Annotated in this window: 19 protein-coding genes and 1 pseudogene; 10 read left to right on the top strand and 10 right to left on the bottom strand. The window is 70.9% G+C overall.

From position 1 onward, the window contains the following. Nucleotide 1 precedes the first annotated feature (1 nt). From mimD to ABEA87_RS40095, 5 genes are all read right to left on the bottom strand, one after another. Complete coding sequence (mimD, locus tag ABEA87_RS40115; protein WP_345638895.1) at nucleotides 2–370, bottom strand: propane 2-monooxygenase effector subunit MimD; 369 nt, start codon at nucleotides 368–370, stop codon at nucleotides 2–4. Beyond that, on the bottom strand, nucleotides 367–1,554 hold the full coding sequence (locus ABEA87_RS40110; RefSeq protein WP_345638893.1) for a ferritin family protein: 1,188 nt from the start codon (nucleotides 1,552–1,554) through the stop codon (nucleotides 367–369). Before ABEA87_RS40110 ends, mimD begins: the two co-directional genes overlap by 4 nt. Then, the gene (locus ABEA87_RS40105; RefSeq protein ID WP_345638892.1) at nucleotides 1,551–2,609 is read right to left on the bottom strand and encodes an NADH:ubiquinone reductase (Na(+)-transporting) subunit F; all 1,059 of its coding nucleotides are present in this window, start codon (nucleotides 2,607–2,609) and stop codon (nucleotides 1,551–1,553) included. Before ABEA87_RS40105 ends, ABEA87_RS40110 begins: the two co-directional genes overlap by 4 nt. A 102-nt stretch (nucleotides 2,610–2,711) precedes the next feature. After that, entirely contained in the window at nucleotides 2,712–4,364 is a 1,653-nt protein-coding gene (locus ABEA87_RS40100) for a ferritin family protein (RefSeq protein ID WP_345638890.1), read from the bottom strand. A gap of 217 nt (nucleotides 4,365–4,581) precedes the next feature. Beyond that, nucleotides 4,582–4,815, bottom strand: a complete 234-nt coding sequence (locus ABEA87_RS40095) for a hypothetical protein (RefSeq protein WP_345638889.1) — start codon at nucleotides 4,813–4,815, stop codon at nucleotides 4,582–4,584. A 202-nt stretch (nucleotides 4,816–5,017) separates the two neighbouring features. Between ABEA87_RS40095 and ABEA87_RS40090 the strand changes: the two genes are divergently transcribed. The 6 genes and pseudogenes from ABEA87_RS40090 (at nucleotide 5,018) to ABEA87_RS40065 (ending at nucleotide 10,597) form a co-directional block, all read left to right on the top strand. Beyond that, the gene (locus tag ABEA87_RS40090) at nucleotides 5,018–6,826 is read left to right on the top strand and encodes a sigma-54-dependent Fis family transcriptional regulator (protein ID WP_345638887.1); all 1,809 of its coding nucleotides are present in this window, start codon (nucleotides 5,018–5,020) and stop codon (nucleotides 6,824–6,826) included. Between the two features lie 212 nt (nucleotides 6,827–7,038). Beyond that, a complete protein-coding gene (locus ABEA87_RS40085; RefSeq protein ID WP_345638885.1) occupies nucleotides 7,039–8,223 on the top strand; it encodes a lytic polysaccharide monooxygenase in 1,185 nt (394 codons plus the stop codon). A gap of 84 nt (nucleotides 8,224–8,307) precedes the next feature. Beyond that, nucleotides 8,308–8,484 (top strand): P-loop NTPase family protein, encoded by a 177-nt coding sequence (locus ABEA87_RS40080; protein WP_345638883.1) that lies wholly within the window; start codon nucleotides 8,308–8,310, stop codon nucleotides 8,482–8,484. Nucleotides 8,485–8,616: 132 nt separating this feature from the next. Continuing rightward, a pseudogene (locus tag ABEA87_RS40075) lies at nucleotides 8,617–8,891 on the top strand (endo-1,4-beta-xylanase); the annotation flags it as partial. A gap of 180 nt (nucleotides 8,892–9,071) precedes the next feature. Continuing rightward, nucleotides 9,072–9,374, top strand: coding sequence for a cellulose binding domain-containing protein (locus ABEA87_RS40070; RefSeq protein ID WP_345638937.1), 303 nt, complete (start codon nucleotides 9,072–9,074; stop codon nucleotides 9,372–9,374). Between the two features lie 179 nt (nucleotides 9,375–9,553). Continuing rightward, nucleotides 9,554–10,597: a hypothetical protein gene (locus ABEA87_RS40065; protein WP_345638882.1), complete on the top strand. Its 1,044-nt coding sequence runs from the start codon at nucleotides 9,554–9,556 to the stop codon at nucleotides 10,595–10,597. Nucleotides 10,598–10,653: 56 nt separating this feature from the next. Here the strand turns inward: ABEA87_RS40065 and ABEA87_RS40060 are convergent, their stop codons facing one another. The 3 genes from ABEA87_RS40060 to ABEA87_RS40050 form a co-directional block, all read right to left on the bottom strand. Further along, the gene (locus ABEA87_RS40060) at nucleotides 10,654–11,580 is read right to left on the bottom strand and encodes an alpha/beta fold hydrolase (protein WP_345638880.1); all 927 of its coding nucleotides are present in this window, start codon (nucleotides 11,578–11,580) and stop codon (nucleotides 10,654–10,656) included. Next, nucleotides 11,577–12,125, bottom strand: a complete 549-nt coding sequence (locus ABEA87_RS40055) for a hypothetical protein (protein ID WP_345638879.1) — start codon at nucleotides 12,123–12,125, stop codon at nucleotides 11,577–11,579. Before ABEA87_RS40055 ends, ABEA87_RS40060 begins: the two co-directional genes overlap by 4 nt. Nucleotides 12,126–12,243: 118 nt before the next feature. Further along, entirely contained in the window at nucleotides 12,244–12,894 is a 651-nt protein-coding gene (locus tag ABEA87_RS40050; RefSeq protein ID WP_345638877.1) for a hypothetical protein, read from the bottom strand. A 240-nt stretch (nucleotides 12,895–13,134) separates the two neighbouring features. Here ABEA87_RS40050 and ABEA87_RS40045 point away from each other — a divergent pair, with 240 nt between their 5' ends. Beyond that, on the top strand, nucleotides 13,135–14,103 hold the full coding sequence (locus tag ABEA87_RS40045) for a DUF3500 domain-containing protein (RefSeq protein WP_345638875.1): 969 nt from the start codon (nucleotides 13,135–13,137) through the stop codon (nucleotides 14,101–14,103). Between the two features lie 85 nt (nucleotides 14,104–14,188). On the opposite strand, the gene ABEA87_RS40040 is transcribed toward ABEA87_RS40045, so the two are convergent. Continuing rightward, the gene (locus tag ABEA87_RS40040) at nucleotides 14,189–14,878 is read right to left on the bottom strand and encodes a hypothetical protein (RefSeq protein ID WP_345638873.1); all 690 of its coding nucleotides are present in this window, start codon (nucleotides 14,876–14,878) and stop codon (nucleotides 14,189–14,191) included. A 114-nt stretch (nucleotides 14,879–14,992) separates the two neighbouring features. Here ABEA87_RS40040 and ABEA87_RS40035 point away from each other — a divergent pair, with 114 nt between their 5' ends. The 3 genes from ABEA87_RS40035 (at nucleotide 14,993) to ABEA87_RS42825 (ending at nucleotide 17,737) form a co-directional block, all read left to right on the top strand. Further along, a complete protein-coding gene (locus ABEA87_RS40035; protein WP_345638871.1) occupies nucleotides 14,993–16,108 on the top strand; it encodes an acetate/propionate family kinase in 1,116 nt (371 codons plus the stop codon). A gap of 388 nt (nucleotides 16,109–16,496) precedes the next feature. After that, the gene (locus tag ABEA87_RS40030) at nucleotides 16,497–17,312 is read left to right on the top strand and encodes a helix-turn-helix domain-containing protein (RefSeq protein ID WP_345638868.1); all 816 of its coding nucleotides are present in this window, start codon (nucleotides 16,497–16,499) and stop codon (nucleotides 17,310–17,312) included. 104 nt (nucleotides 17,313–17,416) lie between these two features. Beyond that, on the top strand, nucleotides 17,417–17,737 hold the full coding sequence (locus tag ABEA87_RS42825; RefSeq protein ID WP_425571039.1) for an FAD-dependent oxidoreductase: 321 nt from the start codon (nucleotides 17,417–17,419) through the stop codon (nucleotides 17,735–17,737). Here the strand turns inward: ABEA87_RS42825 and ABEA87_RS40025 are convergent. Then, nucleotides 17,718–19,721 (bottom strand): carbohydrate-binding module family 20 domain-containing protein (locus tag ABEA87_RS40025; RefSeq protein WP_345638866.1); only part of this gene is annotated, 2,004 nt, incomplete at its 5' end. The two genes, ABEA87_RS42825 and ABEA87_RS40025, sit on opposite strands and share 20 nt — an antisense overlap.

Here is a 19,721-nt window from a genome sequence, read left to right as displayed (position 1 = left end):
CTTACCCCGCCGTCAGGTCGAATCCGAGGTACTCGGCCGCGTCCTCCGGATTGGCGAACATGATGGTCCGGTCGTCTTCGTGGATCATGCGGCCGTAGTGGGTCGACATGTTCTCCTCGAACTCCGCGGCGTCGAAGTAGCCGGGCTCCTCGCCCAGCGCCTCGGAGATCTCGTCGTAGACGATGTCCATCCGGCCGATCGCGTCGACCCGGATCATCGACGGAAGCGGCAGCACGGTCACATTCGGCTTGTCGCGCATGACGTCGGCGACCACGACGCCGACCTGGTTGTTCATCAGGGTGAAGCCGCACCGGTTGGACGCCGTGTTGTCCGACTTGAACGGACTCTCGGCGATCGTGAACGTGGTCACTGCGAAAGCTCCTTCGGTGTCGTCAGCTCCAGGTCGGACAGGACGCCCGCCAGCCTGCTCTTGGCCGCGTCCAGCGCGTCCTCGAAGCGCGGCGGCTTGGCGTCCGGCTGCGACCACAGCGGCTGGAGCTTGCGCGCCGCGGCGATACAGCGCGGTATCCAGGCCGACAGCCAGCCCGCCATCAGCGCCTTGTTGTGGTCGGCAAACTCGCGGTCCCGGGTCAGCAGCTCGAACATCGCCGTGGTGTAGCGCAGGTCCCGCTCGGCGTAGTCGTACTCTTCCGCGCCGATGATGGTCGGCGTGACGAAGTCGCCGTTGCGGGGCGCCGAGTGCTGCACCAGGTGGCTGCGGAACAGCTCGCCGACCAGCGGCTCGAACACCACGTTCGCGGCGAAGATGGCCTCGCACCAGTCGTCGGTGGCGGTCAGCCCCTCGGCCGCGTCGCGGACCCCCTGCCAGATCGGGTCGTTGTTCCAGGCGTCGAGGTGCGCCACGCCGTCGAAGCCGTCGATCTCCTCCGACAGCGTCAGGTTGTACAGGGCGAGGTCCTGGGCGGCGCGGATGCGGTGCATGCTGTTGACCGAGATCGCGTTGTTGTGCATGTTGGTGGGCGCGCGGCGGTTGGCGTTGGCGAACAGGTACAGGCCAAGCCCGTGGTCGACGTGCATCCAGGCGCCGACGTTGCGCTCCACAAAGCGCACCCAGTTCGGGTTCCACTGCTCGAACGCCTTGGCCTGCCGGGCGTTCTCGACGTTCTGGGTCACCTGCCGGACGACGTTGGAGTTGTACCGGTACAGGCTGAGCTCCCACTCCTCGTTGGGGTCGCGGAACTCGTGCCAGCCGTGCGCCGGCCAGTCGTAGCCCCGGCCGCCGGAGCCCGGGAAGCGCTTGGGCTCCGGGCGGTCCGATCCCCAGGCCTTGCAGGCCGTCCAGTCCAGCGGGTAGCCGCCCCGGCCGTCGGCGAACCCGTACAGCCAGCCCTGGGCGAGGTAGTGCCGCGGATCGGGCTGGACCTCGACCGTCACATCCTCGTAGTGGGTCTGCTTGCGCTTGGCCGGGGTGAAGTAGTTGAACCGGCGCGAGGTCGAGTCCGGGAACTCCTTGGCCCCGGCCTCGGCGTCGGTGAAGACGGGCTGCGGCAGGCTGCGTTGCTTCGGCACGCTCTGCTCTTGCGCGGTTGTCATCGGGTCTGTCCCCCAACCTCTGTCGTACCGGTGGTGGTGAACTTGTCGTAGTAGATGTGCTTGCCCGCCACGCCGAGCGCGGTCAGCAGCGGCATCGCCGCCTCCACCATGGGCGGTGGCCCGCACAGGTACGCGTGGGCGCGGGACAGGTCGCTCTCGTGGCGCTTGACCACGTCAGTGATCAGGCCCGTCTCGCCGGTCCAACCGTCGCCCTCGGCCGGCTCGGACAGCGCCGGCACGTACCGGAAGCCGGGCAGCGTCCGTTCCAGGGCACGCAGTTCGTCCTCGAAGCACAGGTCCCGCCGGGTCCTCGCGCCGTAGTAGAAGGTGGCGCGCCGGCGGAGGCCCCGCTCGGCCATCGAGCGCAGCAGGGACAGGATCGGCGCCATCCCGGCGCCCCCGCCGACGAAGACCAGGTCGGCCTCGCTGTCGCGCAGGGTGAACACGCCGAACGGGCCGGTCAGCTCCAGCCGGTCGCCCACGGCCAGCCGGGCGTCCAGGAAGTGCGAGAACAGCCCGTCCGGGTACACCTTGATGACGAACTCCAGCTCGCCGCTGCCCCGGCTGGACGTGTTGGCCATCGAGAACGAGCGGCTGGCCGCCGAGCCGGGCACGACGATGTCGACGTACTGCCCGGGGAAGAACTTGATCTCCCGGGGCTCGACCAGCCGCAGCACGAGGTGACGCAGGTCATGGGTGACCGGCCGGATCGCGACCACCTCGGCCACCGCCTGCTGGATCGGCAGCCCCGAGCGGATCATTTCCTCGTCGTAGTTGAGCAGTTCGATCGTCACGTCCTCGTAGACGTGCGCCCGGCAGAGCAGGGTGAAGCCCTCCTCCTTCTCGTAGTCGGGCAACGCGAAGGTGGAGTACCTGTCCAGCTCGATGTCGTCACCGTCGAGGACGAACGACTTGCAGGAGGCGCACTGGCCCTCCTTGCAGCCGTGCATGAGCATGATGCCCTGCTCGGCGGCGGCCCGCAGGACCGTCTGCCGCTCGTCGACCTCGATCTCGATGCCGACCGGCTCGAACCGCACGACATGCTTGTCTGCCATGGCTGACTGGCTCCCCTCGCGGATCACGCGCGGCGTATCCGGGTGCGACAGGGCCGCGACCGCGCGGGCCGCGACCCTGTCCCGGGTCGGCCTCCGGGCCCCTCAGTCCTCGGTGCGGGCGTAGCGCCCGGCCGGGCCGCCGCGCACGTAGTTCGCGTGGTACGCGGCGCGCTCTTCCGGCGACATCTCGTTGAGCAGGACGTTCGGGCTCTGTAGCGGCGGCATGCGGCGCAGGTGGTCCAGCGTCCACATCTTCTTCGGGTCGAGGTCCAGGTGCGGCTGCGCGACCAGGGTCTTGCCGTCGTCGCGCACGTATCCCATGTCGGTGACCACGTCGGCCCAGTTCCAGCCGTGGTAGAGCGTCTCCCACTCCCGGGCGCCGATGAGCTGACCCATGTTGGGGGTGGACCGGCCCTGATAGGTCGGCCGGAACGCCACGGTGTCGGTCCACCGGCAGGCCTCGTGGCAGTAGGTGCGCACGTGGCCGTCTACCTCGTCGATGACCATGTCCTCCCGCACCAGGCAGGGCACCATGCAGGTCCAGCACCGCTGCGGGTACTGGTAGTCCACGTCCTCGGCCACGATCGGGTGGTGTCCGTTGGGCCGGGACAGCCGGTTGTAGTTCTCCCACCACTTACCGTACCTGTCGTACCAACCCGGGTACTTGTACTCGAACCACTCGAAATCCTTGTCGGTCATCGGGTCGATCCGCCAGTAGTTGGCCAGCCAGCCGGTGGAGAAGAACTGCGCCACCTCGTGCACGTAGCCCTTGTTCCAGATCTGGTTCCACGCCTCCTCGATGAGGTCGTGCGGGATCACCAGGCCGTACTTCTCCAGCGGCACCAGGTAGCTGCGGTAGTAGTCGTCGTAGATCCACCGCCGCCACATCTCGGCGTAGCTCTCCCGGTCCTTGCGCCGGTCCTTGGTGCCGTACTCGATGAAGGTGCCGATCGCCGCGTCCACCACCCGGTGGTTGTTCCACCATGCGTAGCGCAGGTCGCGCTCCAGCAACTGGTGGTTGCTCTCGTCGGACAGCGCCATGAGCAGAGTCGCGTACCCGTTGCTGATGTGCCGGGACTCGTCGGACTGCACCGAGTGGAACACCGTCGGCAGCAGGTAGTCGCCGTTGGCGGCGGCCTCGGCCGGCATGGCCACGAACAGCGTGTTGGTGAACGCCGTCTCGGCCACGATGGTCAGGTAGATGCTCGCGGCGGTGATCGCGTCGCCGGTGATGAACCCCTCGGCGAACTGCCGGCCGATCGTGCCGCAGTAGTCGTTCTGGAAGTTGCGCAGGCTCGAGTTGAAACCGGCCGGGTCGATGTAGTTGTTCATGTACAGGCGCTTGAGGTTCTGCTGGATCGTCGAGTGCCGTACCTCGTCGATCATCTGGATCGCCTGGCCGTTGTGCAGTTCGGGATTGGGTACCGTGCGGAACAGCAACGGCATCGCCCGCGCGGCCGAGATCTCCGGCAGCGGGATGATGCTCAGGAACAGCTTCTGCCACTCCAGCCAGCGCTCCTGCACCTGGCGGAACATGTTGCCGCGGATCGCGCCGTCCGACGCGCCGTAGACCCGGTGGTCCTTCTCCTCCTGCATCGGGAAGTAGGAGCGCAGGACCTGCTTGAGCGGGTCCTTCTTCTGCGCCTTCTGGAAGGTGTAGTCGGTCCCGTACTGCGATACCGGCTCGTGGTAGATCGGCTCCCAGGACAGCTCCTGGATCTTCTGGTGAGCCTTCGCAACGCTCTGACGGCTCATGGTCACTCCTCACCCGTCGCTCGGGTCGGCTGAGGCTCACCCGTCCTCAGCCGCGATCGCGTTGTGCCGCGCCGCCGGCATCCGGCCGGGCCGGCCCTCGTACGCTGAAATCACACCGCGTGGTGACGCCGGCTCGGATCTCATCATGAGACGGTCCCGTCGCCCCGCCGGCCGAACGCTCGCCGCTCGCCGAGACGCTTACCGCTCGCCGAGACGCTCACCGCTCGCCGAACATCGCGGCCCGCACCTCGGCGAGCTGTCGCTGCACGTTCGCGGATACCCGGCGATCCCCCTCGGCCGCGGGCTCGATTCCCAGCGCCCGCAACAGCTGCGCCGCCGGCACGCCGGGGTCACCGGTCTCGCCGAGCACCGGGTGCAGGCCCTGCGCCGCCAGGTGGTGAAAGACCACGTTGACGACGCTCCACGGGTTGTAGCTCTCCGGCTGATCCATCGCGGCGCTCCTGTCCGTGGCGGTTCCGGCTCGGCATGTCATGACCGTGTGCAGGCATCAGACGGCGTAAATGGCACGTTGGCGGTCTCAACATGAGACACGTCCGGCCGGCCCCGCGCCTATGTTGTAACCACGACGAAACCTTTCACCGCCGGCCGGCGGCCCACGCCGGCGCGAGCGGTCCGGGAGGCGGGGGGACCCGATGTCGCCCAAGGCACGTCACCACGATCCGACCGAGGGGGACCGGCTGGCGAGGACCCGGGAGCGGTTCCTGACCGCCGACGCGTTCGAGCCCGACCAGGTGCGCGACACGATCCTGGCATCGTGGTGGCGGTCCCGGCGGTGGAACGTGGCCGCCGACCGCATCGACCTGTCCTACGTCCGCGACCCCGACCTCGAGACCCCGCTGTTCCGCAGCGCGATGCCGGTGCTCCGGCACCTGCGCGAACACCTGGACGGCCAGCCGATCAGCATCATCCTGACCGATCCGTCGGGAATGGTGCTCAGCCGGCTCAGCGCCGATCGTGACCTCGACCGGCACCTCGACAGCGTGCGCCTCGCCCCCGGCTTCAGCTACGCCGAGGAGTTCGTGGGCACCAACGGCATCGGTACCGCCCTGGAGGGTGGCCGGCCGATGCACGTGTTCGGGCACGAGCACTACGCCGAGCACCTGGAGGATCTCGCCTGCGCGGGTGTGCCCATCCAGCACCCGATCTCCGGTCGGACGGTCGGCGCGGTGGACCTGACCTGCTGGCGCCGCGACGCCGGCCCGCTGCTGGTCGCGCTCGCCAAGACCACCGCCGACCAGATCCGGATGGCGCTGCTCACGGACAGCCGGATGCGGGAGTTCGGGCTGCTCCAGGAGTATCTGCGCACCTGCCGGCGCACCGCGGGCATCGTCTTCGCGGTCAACAACGACACGGTGATGATGAACGAGCACGCGCGGCGGCTGCTCGACCCGGCCGACCAGTCCGTGCTGCTCGCCCGGGCGAACGAATCGCTGGCCGACGCCGCGCCGCGTACCGTGCGGGTCGAGCTGCCCACCGGCCTGACCGCGCGGATGTACTGCCGGCCCGTGCTGGCCGGGGGGCGGCCGGCCGGCGGCGTCGTGCACGTCAAGCTGATCGAGGCCGGCGGCCGGCAGGCGGTGGATGCCGGCGGGGCGGCGAGCCTGGCGATCGTGCCCGGGCTGGTGGGCTCGGCACCGCTCTGGCTGCGCGCGTGCCACCAGGTGGAGGCGGCCTACGACACCGGGGAGTGGCTGGCGCTGACCAGCGAGCCGGGGGCGGGCAAGCTGGCCGTGGTCCGGGCGGTGCACCAGCGCCGCCGGCCGGCGGGCCGGATCCGAGTGCTGGACGCCGAGCAGGCCGGCACCGAGGACGGCTGGCTGGCCGGCGCCCGCCGCGAGCTGCAGGACGGCGAGGGCGCCCTGATCGTGCGTCACGTGGACCGGCTGCAGCCGGGGACGCTGCGGGTGCTGGCGGCCGAGGCCGAGCGGGCCCGGGCGGCGGGGCGGGCGCGTGCGCTGTGGGTGGCCGTCACGCTGACCGAGGCGCCCCGGGACGACGACCTCGCCGAGCTGCTGCGGTTCTTCCCGGGTACGGTCGAGCTCCCGCCGCTGCGCCATCACATCGAGGACCTGCACGACCTGGTACCGCTGTTCCTGTCCAAGCTCAACCCGGACGGCCGGCTGGTCTGCTCCACCGAGGCGATGCAGTTCCTGCTGCGCTCCAGCTGGCCGGGGAACACGGCGCAATTGTGGCGGGTGCTGCGCTGGGTGGTGCGGCACCGGCGCACCGGCGCCATCCACCCGCACGACCTGCCGCCCGAGTGCTGGACGGTCAGCCGCCGGCTGCTCAGCCCGCTGGAATCGATGGAGCGCGACGCGATCGTGCGCAGCCTGCTGGACTTCGACGGCAGCAAGGTCAAGGCCGCCGAGTCGCTGGGCATCTCCCGGGCGACGATCTACCGGAAGATCCACGAGTACGGAATCATCGCTCCGGGCGGCTGAGCTCCGGGCGGTGGCTTGCCACCCGGATCGCATTCATGGTTATATATCAATGCCTTGCGGCTTGGGGTCTCGCGCTGGCGACCAGGTTGGGCGGACCGCCCGCCGCCGTCGAGCTGTCTTCTCTCCCCTCGATAGCCGCGTCGGGTCGATCCGCCGTGGGACAACCTGGCTCGCTTTCCCGTTCATGGGTCAAGCGACAGGAAGGCACTCCCGTGAGACTCCGACTCCGATACAAACTGCTCGGGGCCGCCGCCGCGCTCGGCCTGGCGGCGGCGGGCACCGTGGTCGCGCTGGCCATGCCGGCCAACGCGCACGGCGCACTGCAGATCCCCGGCAGCCGCACCTGGCTGTGCTACGAGGACGGGCTGACCTCGACCGGCCAGATCATCCCCAACAACCCGGCCTGCGCCGCGGCGATCGCGCAGAGCGGCACCACCGGGCTGTACAACTGGTTCGCCGTGCTGCGCTCGGACGGGTCGGGCCGGATGGCCGGCTTCATCCCCGACGGCAAGCTGTGCAGCGCCGGCGCGACGAACTTCGACTTCTCCGGGTTCGACCTGAACCGCCTGGACTGGCCGATCACCCACCTCACCTCGGGGGCGACCATCCAGTTCCAGTACAACAAGTGGGCGGCCCACCCGGGCACGTTCCGCCTCTACATCACCAAGGACGGCTGGGACCAGAGCGCCCCGCTGAGCTGGGACGACTTCGAGACGACGCCGTTCTCCTCGGCGCCCGACCCGCCGTCGATCGGCGACCCGGGCAGCGTCAACTCGTACTACTACTGGACGGGCACGCTGCCGCAGAAGACCGGCCGGCACCTCATCTACTCGGTCTGGCAGCGTTCGGACAGCACCGAGACCTTCTACGGCTGCTCCGACGTGGTCTTCGACGGCGGCAACGGCCAGGTGACCGGCATGGGACCGGGCAGCGGCTCGCCGACCCCGACCCCGACCCGCACGGTCTCACCGACCCCGAGCCGGACGACGTCCTCACCGTCGCCATCGCCGAGCCGCACGGTCTCGCCAACCCCGAGCCGGACGACGTCCTCACCGTCGCCGTCGCCGAGCCGGACGCCGACCCCGCCGCCGACCGGTGGTGCCGGCTGCCAGGCCACGTACCAGGTCACCAGCTCATGGCCGGGCAACTTCCAGGCCAACGTGACGGTGACCGCGGGCTCCGCCGCGATCAGGAGCTGGACCGTGACCTGGACCTTCGCCAATGGGGAGTCCATATCCCAGATCTGGAACGGCACGCTGAGCGGTAGCGGCGGGAACGTCAGCGTGGCCAACATCGGCTACAACGGCGCGCTTTCGGCCGGTGGGTCAACGTCGTTCGGATTCCTGGCCAGCGGCACGCCGGGCACGGTCAGCGGCCTGACCTGCACCAGCACCTAGGGCCGCCACGCCCGACCAGCAGACCCGCCGGCCCACCCGGGCCGGCGGGTTTGAGGGCTGCCGGCGAGGGGTACCGGCCGGCACGTGACCGGCGTGGAGATGGAACCGGCCGGGGACGACGATCCGATGTGGGAGATCAGAGCGTGCCCGGAGTGCGGCGTGGTGGTGCTGATCGCCGCCCGCCCGGTCCCTGACGACTTCGACGCCGAGTACGCCGAGCGGCTCGATGCGCACCGGCGCCGCCGCCACCCCTCGGACTGAGCGGCGGGCCGGCCCGCTGCCCGGCCCGGCATTCGCCCTCCGGATCCGGCCGGCCGGCGCGCGGCGCGGACCGCTATAGGACGATGCGACCTCGTCTCGTCACTGAAGGCGCAGGGCGTACCGATCGACGGCGTGGGCTTCCAGGGGCACCTCGCCACCCAGTACGGCTCTCCGGCGAACCTGCAGCAGAACCTGCAGCGGTTCGCCGACCTCGGGTGGATGTCGCGATCACCGAGCTGGACGTGCGCATGCCGCTGTCCGAGACGGCCGCGCAGGACACCACCCAGGCGACGTACTACACCAATGTGATCAAGGCGTGCCTGGCCGTCAGCCGGTGCGTGGGCATCACGTTGTGGGACTACACCGACAAGTACTCGTGGATCCCCAGCGTCTTCTCCGGCCAGGGCGCCGCCCTGCCGTGGAACGCGAACCTGGCCAAGAAGCCGCTGTACGACACGATCGCCGCCGCCCTCGGCGGGCCGGCCTCCCCGCCGAGCTCGTCGCGCCCGACGACCGCACCGCCCACCACGACCCCGCCCACCACCGCACCTCCCACCACGGCACCGCCCGCGTCCGGCGGGTGCCACGTGACGTACCAGGTGACCAGCCAGTGGAACGTGGGCTTCACGACCAACGTGACCATCAGCGACACCGGGTCGAGCCCGATCAACGGCTGGACGCTGCGGTGGACCTTCACCAACGGGCAGAAGGTAACCCAGGGCTGGAACGGCAACTTCACCCAGAACGGTGCCCAGGTCACGGTCACCAACGTGAGCTACAACGGCACGATCCCGGCCGGCGGGAGCACGTCGCTGGGCTTCAACGGCTCGTGGACGGGCGCGAACGCGACGCCGACCGGCTTCACGGTCAACGCAACCGCCTGCGGGTGACCCGCGTGAGGGGCGGGCGCGTGGGCAGCGCCCGCCCCGCCGCCGCGAGCGGGGGTCAGCGGCGATGTCCGCGATTGGCAGGACATTCGTACCGGGCAGGTCCGGATCGATGACACTGACGTCGGCGGGGGTGCCGGCGGGACAGTGAGGTGGTCAGATCACGCCCGAAGGGAAACCCGATGCGACGGATCGCACCCGCCATCCTGCTGTTCTTCTTGTCCCCACTCGTCGCCGAGTACCTGCTGGGCGACTTCACGCTCGCCTTCCTGTACGGGCTCCTGCTGCTGGCGCCGATGTACGGCGGCGGGGCCCTGCTGATCCGCGAGGTGGTGCGCCGCAGCGGTCGCGGCTGGCCGAGCATCGTCCTGCTGGCCCTGGCCTACGGGGTGTTCGAGGAGGGCATTACCACGCAGTCGCTGTTCGACCCCGACTACGCCGACGCGCACCTGCTCGATCACGGGTTCATTCCCGCGCTGGGGATCGCGGTGCCGTGGACGCTGTTCGTGCTGACCCTGCACACGGTCTGGAGCATCAGCGTGCCGATCGCGCTGACCGAGGAGCTGACGGCGAACCGGCGTACCAGCCCGTGGCTGCGCACGCCGGGCCTGACCGTGGCCACGGTGCTGTTCGTGATCGGGTCCGTGGCCACCTTCGCCACCTCGTACGCCACCGACCACTTCGTCGCGCCGTGGCCGGCGCTGGCCGTGGTGGTAGCGGTGGCCGTCGCCCTCGTGGTGGTGGCGCTGCGGTTGCCCCGGGTCGAGACCGTACCCACCCCGACCGGTGACACCACCGCGGCCGGCGCTCCCATCGCCGATCGCCCGGCCGCGCCGCCGGCCCGGATCATGTTCGTGGCCGCCCTGGCCGCCGGCTTCGTCTTCATGTCCATCCGGCACCTGCCGACCTGGATCGGGCCGGCCGTCTTCGCCGCCGGCGCGCTCGCCACGGTGCTCGCGGTGCGGGCCTGGTCGCGGCGGCCGGGCTGGAACGGTTGGCACCGGATGGCGCTGGCCGGCGGCGCGCTGCTCACCTACGCGTGGAACGGCTTCCTCGAGCAGCCGATCATGGGCGACGGGCCGATCATCACTCCGGTCAGCCACGTGGTCTTCGGGTTGGCGGCGGTCGCGCTGCTCGCGCTGGAACTGCGCGCCGTGCGGTCCCTGCCCCGGGCGACGCGGCGCACCGGCCAACCGGCCGCGACCGCGGTGAACCCCGCCGGCTGAACTCCCGGAATCGTTCAGCGCGGGCCGCGCCGGCCAGTCGGCGCGGCCCGCGCTGCTCAGCGTTCGCCGAGGAAGTCCGTGATCAGGGCGGCGATCTCGCCGGGCCGCTCGGCGACCATGGCGTGGCTCGCGCCGGCCAGCGGTACGACCCGCAGGCACGGATTGTCCGCGACGCTGGCGATGCGCTCGGCGACGCCGCGGCGGAAGGCCGCGTACAGCTCGTGGAACGGCCGCTGCTCCGGCAGGTCCTCGGTGGCGAGCACGAGCAGCAGCGGGCAGCGGGTCTGCCGGTACGCCGGGATCAGGTCCAGCGACTCCATGGCCACCCGCAGCTGCTCGGTGAGGGTGGGGTCCGGCCGCAGCAGGGCGGTACCGTCGTCCCGCTGGACGAGTCCGCGCCGGAACCCCTCCACCCAGTCGTCCGCCGCGCCGCCGTGACCGCGGGCCGCAGCCCGGGCGGACTCGATCGCCGCGTCGACCTGCTCCGGCGCCATCGGGCGGGCCATCGCCGTCGCCATGCCCGTGAACAGCTCGCGCAGCCGGTGGAGTTCGGCCTCGGCCTCGGCCGCGGGCATGCCGGAGAGCTGGTCGGCGCGGCTGGGCGGCGGGTTGCCGTCCAGGCTGACCGCGCCCGGGCACTCGGGGTGCCGGTGCGCCCACAACGCGGCGAGCATCCCGCCCAGCGACATGCCGGCCACGGCCGGTCGGACCAGCCCGAGCTCGTCGCACGCCGCGGCCAGGTCGGCGAGCACCGCGTCCCAGCTCCACGGCCCGTCGCCGGAGCGGCCGTGCCCGCGCAGGTCCACGGCGACCACCCGGAACCCGGGGCGCAGCGCCGCCGCGAGCGTGGTCATCGTGGCGAGGTTGCCGCCGCCGCCGTGCAGGAGCAGCAGCGGGCGGCCCTCCCCGCCGAAGTCGCGGGCGGCGATGGGCACCTCGGGCGTGGTGAGCAGCAGGTCCTCGGTGGTGAGCGAATCGGTCATGGCCGGCGGGATCCTTCCTCGAGCTGGAGCAGTCGGGCACGGATGGAGGCCGGCACGACGCCACCGTCCGGGTGGCGCCGCAGCTTGCCGCGCGCGATCAGGTCATGCACGCCCTGCCGGGTGATGCCGAGCATCGCGCCCGCGACCGGGTACGGCACCGACTCGGCGACGGGGTGTCCAACCCGGTACGCCAGCACCTGACCCAGCGGCGAAGACCACCAGTGCACCGGCGGATCGAACGGCCCGTCACCCGGGTACAGCGTCGACATCACCCGCATGACCGCCCCGACGGCGACCCGATCGTCGTCGCCGGTCATCTGCCACGCCCACCGGTCGACGCGACCGCGCAGCAGCCCGCGCAGCTCGTCCGCCACGCCGCCGGCCCCCTCCCGGGCCCCGGCCCGTGGACCGGCCGTGTGGAGGGCGGTGGCGTCGGAGTCGGCCGCGTCGAGGTCGGCGGCGAGCAGGATCTCCAACGGATCGAGCAGCTTGATCTCGATGATCCGTTGGAGCTGATCGACGAGCTGCGCGCGGGTCGGCGGCACCCTGACCTCCCTGAGTACTTGACACACATCGTCAAGTACTTGACGAGAACTGTCAAGGCACCGACGCGCGGCCGGGCCGGTCGCGGTGTCGCGACCGGCCCGGCCGGCGGATCGAGGGTCAGGACGCCGCGTTCGCGTCCATCCATGCCTTCAGCGCGGGGCCCGACTCGAAGCTGGTGATCATGGCGTACCGCGGCGCGTCGCCGACGTGGTACACGGCGTGCCACAGCCGTTCGGTGTCCACCACGAACTGCGCGCCGGCCGGCAGCGGGATGTGATGCTCGGTCGACGGGTCGTCGCGCTCCTCCCGCAGCACCATGTAGCTGTCGGGGTTGTCGGTGAGATTCAGCCAGGACCGCACCACCCACCCGGCGCCCTCGGGGTTCAGCCGGTTGTTGTCGTCCTGGTGCAGGTACCGCCCGGTGACCGAGGCCAGGTCGGTCGAGGGCTGCAGCTTGATCACCCGTACCCGGCCGTAGGGCGCGCCGACCGACGTCACCCAGTTCCGCAGGGCCGGGGCAACCTCCACGTTCTTGGTCCACACGCCGGCCTTGTCCGGCTTGCCGTGCTCCCAGAACCCGCGGGGATCGTCCTCGCCGGTAGCCGAGGCGAGCACCGCGAAATTGGTGTCACCGCCCGACTGCCAGTCCAGGTACGTGAGACCCTCCCACTCACTCGGGTCGATCCTCCCGGCGAACGGCCGGAGAATCGCGAAGCCGGTCTCGGCAAGAGCCTCCAACGTCTCGTGACGCGGTTGGACCGTTGTCATATGTCACCTCTACTGCACCTTGAAAGACGTAATTTTCATTGATAATACGGACATAAGCCGTGTACGAGGCCTATTTCAGGAGATAAGCGGCAGTTGATTCAGCGCTGTGACGTGAAGAGGTGGCCGCCTGCGACGGACCCGCGATCCCGCCCGCACTCCGCCTTGCGAGCCGGGGCGCGGTCACCAAGATCGAGGGTCGCGGGACGGACGCGACGGCGACCGGCGGGGTATACCTGATCGATGGCCGAAGATTCCTGCGCGACGCAGATGCGCGACGCCGCCGCGGCGCTGCTGGCGGCGCTCGACGACCAGGCGACGAGCCTGGCCCACCTGCCGTTCGAGGACGACGACTCACGCCGCTGGATCGAGTACCGGCCCCGACCGCGCCCCGGCGCGTGCCTGTCGGACCTGTCCCCGACCGCCCGCAAGGCCGCGCACCGGCTGCTGGCCACCGGCCTGAGCCCGCACGCGTACGCGCAGGCGATCACGATCGTCGGGCTGGAGGAGGTGCTGGACCGGCGGGAGGGCTGGGCGCGCGGGCGGCACAGCGAGGACTACTGGGTGACGGTGTTCGGTGAGCCGGCGGGCGCGGGACCGTGGGCGTGGCGTTTCGAGGGGCACCACCTGTCGGTGACCATGACGGTGCGCGGGGACGAGGTCTCCCCCGCCCCGGTGTTCTTCGGGGCGAACCCGGCCCGGGTCAGCTACGCCGGGCGGGACCTGGTGCGCCCGCTGGCCCCCGAGGAGGACCTGGCCAGGGAGCTGCTCGACGCCATGGGTCCGGCCGGCCGCGCGGAGGCGGTCGTGGCGGACGACGCGCCGGCCGACATCCGCAGCTCGGTGCGGCCCCGGGTGGACGCGCCGGTCGGGCCGCCCGGCATCGCCGCGACCCGACTCGACCCGACCGCCCGCGCCGTGCTCGACCAGCTGGTCGCCCTGTACCTGAGCCGGCTGCCGGACCGGCTGGCCGCCCGCGAGGCGGCCCGGCTCGACCGGGACCAGCTGCACTTCGCCTGGGAGGGTCCGCTGCGCCCGGGCCAGCGGCACTACTACCGGGTACAGGGCCCCGACCTGCTGCTGGAGTACGACAACACCAGCGACGAGGGCAACCACGCACACACCGTGCTGCGCCGGCCGGACAGCGACTTCGGCGACGACGTGCTGGCCGACCACCGGGCGCGGCAGCACGCGGACGAACCCGCCGGCTGACCGTCACCCGGCGAGCATCAGGGGCCGCGAGGCGGGGCCGCCCAGCGGGTCGAGGCGGCGTGCGGGTCGAGGCGGCGTGCGGTGCTCAGCCGGGGCCTGTCGAGCAGCGGCCGTAGCTCACGTCGCCCAGGTCCGGGAAGGCCAGCCACTGCAGTTCGCCCTCCCGACCCGACTGCTCGTAGAACACCTGGAAGCCCACCGGCGCCGCACCCGGACACGATTCGAGCACGTCGAACGTGACCGTCAACCAGGTGGCGGCGCCGAGCTGGAGCAGATACGGCATCGAGCTCGGCCGGGGCGACAGATCGCCGCAGCCGCCCCATCCGCTGTCGACCTCCCGCAGCATGCCCAACGGCAGGTACGGCGCGACCTGCCGCAGCATGAGGTTGTCCCGCGACTCGTTGACCACCTCGATGCCCAGCTGCAGCTGGTTGCCGATCTGCGTGGCGCACCGATCACCGGTGGCGGCCAGCTGCGGCGGCGACGCGGAGGGCGACGGCGCGGCGGTGGGGAGGGTGGCCTGCCGGAGACCGACCAGGTATCCGGCCAAACCACCGACGACCAGGGCGATCGCGACCAGGCCCGCCAGTCGCGATCGCCGCACGCCCGGCAGGACGGATCGGCGCCGGGCGGCGGGCCGGTCGTCGCCGCGCTCGACCGACAGGTCGATGAAGCCGTCGTCTTCGGGCCGGTGTTCGTCAGACCGGTGCTCGTCGGGCCGGTGTTCGTCAGACCGGTGCTCGTCCGGCGGGTCCGCGCCCCACCCCGTCGCCATCCGGTCAATATAGACCCGGATCGCTCGCAGCGGCGGGCCGGAAAGGGTCGGCCGGGGCGGGCCGGACGGCAGTGTGGATCGTTGAATCCCGGTGGGACGAAACCGGCCGGTCCGATGAGGGTGCTCACCGTCAACGCGGGCTCGCACAGCCTGCACCTGGTGTACGTCGAGGACGGCAACCAGGCGCAGCGGCTCGACTCGGTCGAACCGCCGGGATCGGGTGCGGCACGCGACGCGGTCGCGCGGTTCCTGGCCGACCAGCGGTCACCCGACGCGGTGGGCCACCGCCTGGTACACGGTGGAGAGGCGGTGCGCCGCTCGAGCGTGGTCGACGACCGGCTGCGCGGCCGGTTGGACTCGGCCGGCGCGCTGGCTCCCCTGCACGTGCCGCCCGCCCTGGACCTGCTGGACACCCTGCGCGCCCGGCTGCCCCGGGTACCGCACGTGGTCTGCCCGGACACCGCGTTCCACGCCGACCTCCCGGAGGTCGCCGCGACCTTCCCGCTGCCGGCGGCCTGGCGACAGCGGTGGGGCCTGCGTCGGTACGGCTTCCACGGGCTGTCCTACGCGTGGGCGCTGCGACGCGCGGCGGCGCTGATGGACCGGCCGGTGGAGCAGCTACGGGTGGTCATGGCGCACCTGGGCGGCGGGTGCTCGGTGTGTGCCGTGCGGGCCGGCCGCAGCCTCGACACGTCGATGGGCTTCACGCCGCTGGACGGCGTCCCGATGGGTACCCGCAGCGGGGCGGTGGACCCGGGCCTGCTGCTGTGGCTGCTGGGTACGGAGCCGGACGGCGGCGCGCGGCTGAGCGTGGCGGAGCTCGCGGACGGGCTCAACCACCGGTCGGGGCTGCTCGGCCTGTCCGGGGGCCGGTCCAACGACACCCGGGATCTGGTCGACGCTGCCGGCACCGATCCGGCCGCGGCCCTGGCCCTGCGGGTGTTCGCCTTCCGGGTGGCCCGCGAGATCGCCGCCGTCGCCGCCAGCCTCGACCGGCTCGACGCACTGGTGTTCACCGGTGAGATCGGCTGGGACCAGGCCGAGGTGCGTCAGGCCGTCTGCGCCGGGCTGACGCTGCTGGGGGTGCCGTCCCCGCAGCGCGGCAACCGGGACGACGACGGGCCAGTGAGCCCCGCCGGTGCGGCGGTGGCGGTGCTGGTCGTCGAGCCCCGCGAGGAGCTACAGCTGGCGGCCGAGACGGTCGCCGCGCTGGAGGCCGGCAAGCCATGACGCGGGGGCCGGCAAGCCGTGGCGGCCGGCGAGCCGTGATGGACGGCGCGGTGGTCCGGGGCGGGTCGCGCTGGCCCGGCAGCACGCCCGGGATAGCCCCGAACGGCTGATTACCGACAAGCCACTCAATCGACGCTTATCACCGTAAGAGCGGCACGCCGGCACTCGGTCCCGTACCGGACGCACCCCTTTTCCAACCCCTGTGCGGTACCCTTCCGCGAGGTTATTGGCGCAGGTCACGAGCGACTTAACGAGTACCGGCGGATGGTCTGCGCGAACGGGTGCGAACGGAGTTTGCTCGAATGGCTACTGTCGGTTGCCAGAAACGTTGAGGTACCGTTTCTCAAATTCGCCGTCGTCAAGACAAGCGTATGAGGGGGGTGGGAAAGTGCCCGTCACCGGGCAGCGTGTCGTCCGCCGGGCCCTGGGCCGACGGCTGACCCGCCTGCGCATGGCGAGTGGCAAGAGCCGGCGTGAGGTCGCCGAGGCGAAGCTGGGCATGTCCGAACCAACCCTGCATCGCATCGAGACCGGCAAGGTGCCGGTGAGCGGCGCGAACGTGCGCGCCCTGTGCTGGCTGTACGGCGCCGACCAGAGCGTGACCGATGCGCTGGCCCAGCTCGCTCTCGGCACCTCTCAAGAAGAGTGGTGGGACACGAACCCGGTCATCCCCGACTGGTTCAAACTGTTCGTCGGCCTGGAGGTCAGCGCCCGCCACATCCACAGCTACGACGGGGAAATCATCCCCGGTGAGCTGCAGACCGAGGAGTACGCGCGGGCCATCTTCACCGCCGAGCAGCCCGGCGACGAGGAGCACGCCCAGCGCCAGGTGACGCTGCGCCTGCAGCGCCAGAAGACGCTGTTCGGCCGCGGCCCGGAGCTGACCACCATCCTCGGCCAGGGAGCGCTGACCCGGCCGGTCGGTGGCGAGGCCGTGCTCCGGGCGCAGATCGAGCACCTGCGCCAGCTCGACGAACGCGCCAACCTCGAGATCAAGGTGCTGCCCTGGACGGTCGGCGCGCACGCGGCCATGGCCGGCGCGTTCCGCATCCTCGACTTCGAGGAGGTCGACGATCCCGACATCGTCTACCTGGAATCCCACGTCGGCGCGCTTTATCTAGAAGAACCCGGCGAGGTCGACGAATACCGGCGCATTTTTAAACTCATCAACCACGAGGCCGTACCAATCCGCGATTTCGTATAAACGGTATCCCGACCGAAAAGCGCGGTACTCGTCCGCACTGGTGGCCGCCACATTCCTGGGGGCCACCCGTGCTGGCTGGAGAAGGGTCAGCTCGGGGAGCGGTAATGAGCACAAAGGTTGTCATCGTCGGGGCGGGGTACGCGGGCGTCAGCGCGGCCGAGAGGCTGGCCCGGAGCGACGTTCGAGTCACGGCCGTCAATCAATGTACCGATTTCGTCGAGCGGATCCGGCCGCACCGGCTGACGGCCGGCAACCACACCGCGACGGTCGCGCTGACCGCGCCGCTGCCCCCGCTCCACCACGCTCGTGCTGGACACGGCGCGGTCGAGCGACGCGGCCGGGCGTCGGGTGCTGCTCGCCCGACGCGTGGCCGCCCGACCGGTGGCCGGGCGGCCGGTGCGCGGGCTACTTCCAGGTGTCGTTGATGGTGGCCGCGCCGCTCGGCGGCGTGGTGTAGGTGCGGTTGGCGCCGCTCTCCCAGGTGACGTTGCCGCCGCCGTCCCTGACGATGTACTTGTACTCGATGGCGGTGCTCGGTGGCAGCGCCACCATCACGCTCCAGGTCGGGTAGCCGGCCGAGGACAGCGGCAGCGCGCTGGCGGTGTTCCAGCTGCCCAGCGCGGGGATCGACCCGACCAGGTACACGTTCTGGCCGAGGACGGTCGTCTTGTACTCGTTGAAGGTGATGGCGTCCGTGCCCGTCGATCCGTTCCAGGTGTCGGTGACCGAGGCCGAGCCGGAGGCGGCGGTGGTCAGCGCGTGGTTTCCGCCCGGCTCCCAGGTGACCGTGCCGGCCGCGTCCCGCTCGATGTACTTGTACTCCACCCGTGTGCCGGCCGGCAGGCCGTCGACCGTGACGCTCCAGGTGGAGCCCGAGCGCGTCATCGGGATCGCGGAGGCCGGCGCCCAATTGCCCAGCGCGCCGATCGAGCCGACCAGGTAGATGGGGGCCGCGGTCGGGGCGCCGGTGACGGTGAACCGCTCGCCGACGCCGGAGCCGCCGGTGGGCGGTGGCGAGGTCGGGGCGCCGCCGATGCGGGTGTTGACGTCGATGGCGACCGCGTCCTTGGCGGCGACCCCGACGCTGGCCACCCCGCCGGACACCGCGACGGTCGGGCCGGAGCACGAGGGGCCCGAGACGTTGCCGTGGATGAGGTCGCAGTAGGTGCCGTCGGGCAGGCCGGTGGTGAAGGTGCGGGTCGCGGCCGAGGACTCGTTGTTGATGGCGATCCACGCGTCGGAGCCGCGGGAGAACGCGATGAGGTTGGAGCCGTCGGAGTACCAGTTGGCGACCGGGTCGTTGTTGGCCAACGCGAGGTTGTGCCAGGCGACCAGATTGGCCACGCCGGTGAGCCGGTCGGTGCAGTACCAGCCGCTGCCGCACGTGGTGTTGGAGACGTAACCGTTGGCGCCGGATGGCGGTGAGTCGTCCGTACCGTTGAAGGTGAAGCCGGAGTACACCTGCGGGGTGCCGTACCCCCAGGCGAGCAGGAACTCGGTGGCCAGGTTGTAGGTGGTGCCGTCCTTGTAGCTCAGGGTGGAGCCGTCGCGTTCGGTGTCGTGGTTGTTGACGAAGCTCGACGAGTACCCGCTGGGCAGCAGGCTCCAGGAGCCGAAGTTGCCGAAATTGGCGATGCTGCCGGTGAACTGCGCCTTGAGGGCGTCCGCGTAGTCGAAGCCGAGCAGGCTGCCGGTGTTCTCGAAGGAGGCCGGCTGTAGTTGGGCGTTGCTGGCGCCGAGCGCGACCTCCTGGGTGATGTACACCGGGGCGCCGGTGAGCCTGTCCGGGGCCAGCAGCGCCTCGATGGCGGCCAGGTCGGCGTGCCCGAGGTGCTTGGCCGCGTCGACGCGGAACCCGTCCACGCCGTACCCGATGAGCTTGTTGAGGTAGCCGGCCAGAGTGCCGCGCACCTTGGTGGTCTCGGTGCGCAGGTCGGGCAGGTTGGACAGTTGGCACTCGGTGACCTGCTGGTAGTTGTTCCAGTCGGAGATCTGGTTGGACGAGACCGGGCAGTCGTTCGGGTAGTTGTGGAAGTCGGCGGCGGTGTAGTCCGGGTACGACACCGACGGGGTGTAGGGCACACCGCCGTAGCTGGTACCGCGGCCGGTCTGGGCGGCGGCGTGGTTGATGACGGCGTCGACGTACACCTTGACGCCGGCGTTGTGGCAGGTGGTGACCATCGACTGGAACTGGGCCTCGCTGCCCATCCGGCCGCTGAGCTGGTAGTCGACCGGCTGGTAGATCTCCCACCAGGGGTGGCCGGAGGTGTCGAGGGTGTCCTCGGGCGGCGCCACCTGCACCGCCGCGTAGCCGTCCGGGCCCAGGACGCTGGTGCACTCGGTGGCGACCGAGCTCCAGTTCCACATGAACAGGTTGGCGGTGACGTCCCTGGTCGGGCCGGCCGCGAT

Source organism: Rugosimonospora acidiphila (assembly GCF_039543385.1).
In the GTDB taxonomy this organism is placed as follows: Bacteria; Actinomycetota; Actinomycetes; order Mycobacteriales; family Micromonosporaceae; genus Rugosimonospora; species Rugosimonospora acidiphila.
The sequence above is the reverse complement of the archived record's forward strand: the minus strand, read 5'-3'. Positions and strand labels throughout refer to the sequence as shown.

What these genes read in the sequence shown, in the direction of transcription:
- ABEA87_RS42825 (WP_425571039.1), top strand. Translation starts at nt 17,417, where the DNA reads ATGAGCACAAAGGTTGTCATCGTCGGGGCGGGGTACGCGGGCGTCAGC.
- ABEA87_RS40100 (WP_345638890.1), bottom strand. Translation starts at nt 4,364, where the DNA reads ATGAGCCGTCAGAGCGTTGCGAAGGCTCACCAGAAGATCCAGGAGCTG.
- ABEA87_RS40110 (WP_345638893.1), bottom strand. Translation starts at nt 1,554, where the DNA reads ATGACAACCGCGCAAGAGCAGAGCGTGCCGAAGCAACGCAGCCTGCCG.
- ABEA87_RS40045 (WP_345638875.1), top strand. Translation starts at nt 13,135, where the DNA reads ATGGCCGAAGATTCCTGCGCGACGCAGATGCGCGACGCCGCCGCGGCG.
- ABEA87_RS40095 (WP_345638889.1), bottom strand. Translation starts at nt 4,815, where the DNA reads ATGGATCAGCCGGAGAGCTACAACCCGTGGAGCGTCGTCAACGTGGTC.
- ABEA87_RS40040 (WP_345638873.1), bottom strand. Translation starts at nt 14,878, where the DNA reads ATGGCGACGGGGTGGGGCGCGGACCCGCCGGACGAGCACCGGTCTGAC.
- ABEA87_RS40065 (WP_345638882.1), top strand. Translation starts at nt 9,554, where the DNA reads ATGCGACGGATCGCACCCGCCATCCTGCTGTTCTTCTTGTCCCCACTC.
- ABEA87_RS40105 (WP_345638892.1), bottom strand. Translation starts at nt 2,609, where the DNA reads ATGGCAGACAAGCATGTCGTGCGGTTCGAGCCGGTCGGCATCGAGATC.
- ABEA87_RS40090 (WP_345638887.1), top strand. Translation starts at nt 5,018, where the DNA reads ATGTCGCCCAAGGCACGTCACCACGATCCGACCGAGGGGGACCGGCTG.
- ABEA87_RS40050 (WP_345638877.1), bottom strand. Translation starts at nt 12,894, where the DNA reads ATGACAACGGTCCAACCGCGTCACGAGACGTTGGAGGCTCTTGCCGAG.
- ABEA87_RS40035 (WP_345638871.1), top strand. Translation starts at nt 14,993, where the DNA reads ATGAGGGTGCTCACCGTCAACGCGGGCTCGCACAGCCTGCACCTGGTG.
- ABEA87_RS40060 (WP_345638880.1), bottom strand. Translation starts at nt 11,580, where the DNA reads ATGACCGATTCGCTCACCACCGAGGACCTGCTGCTCACCACGCCCGAG.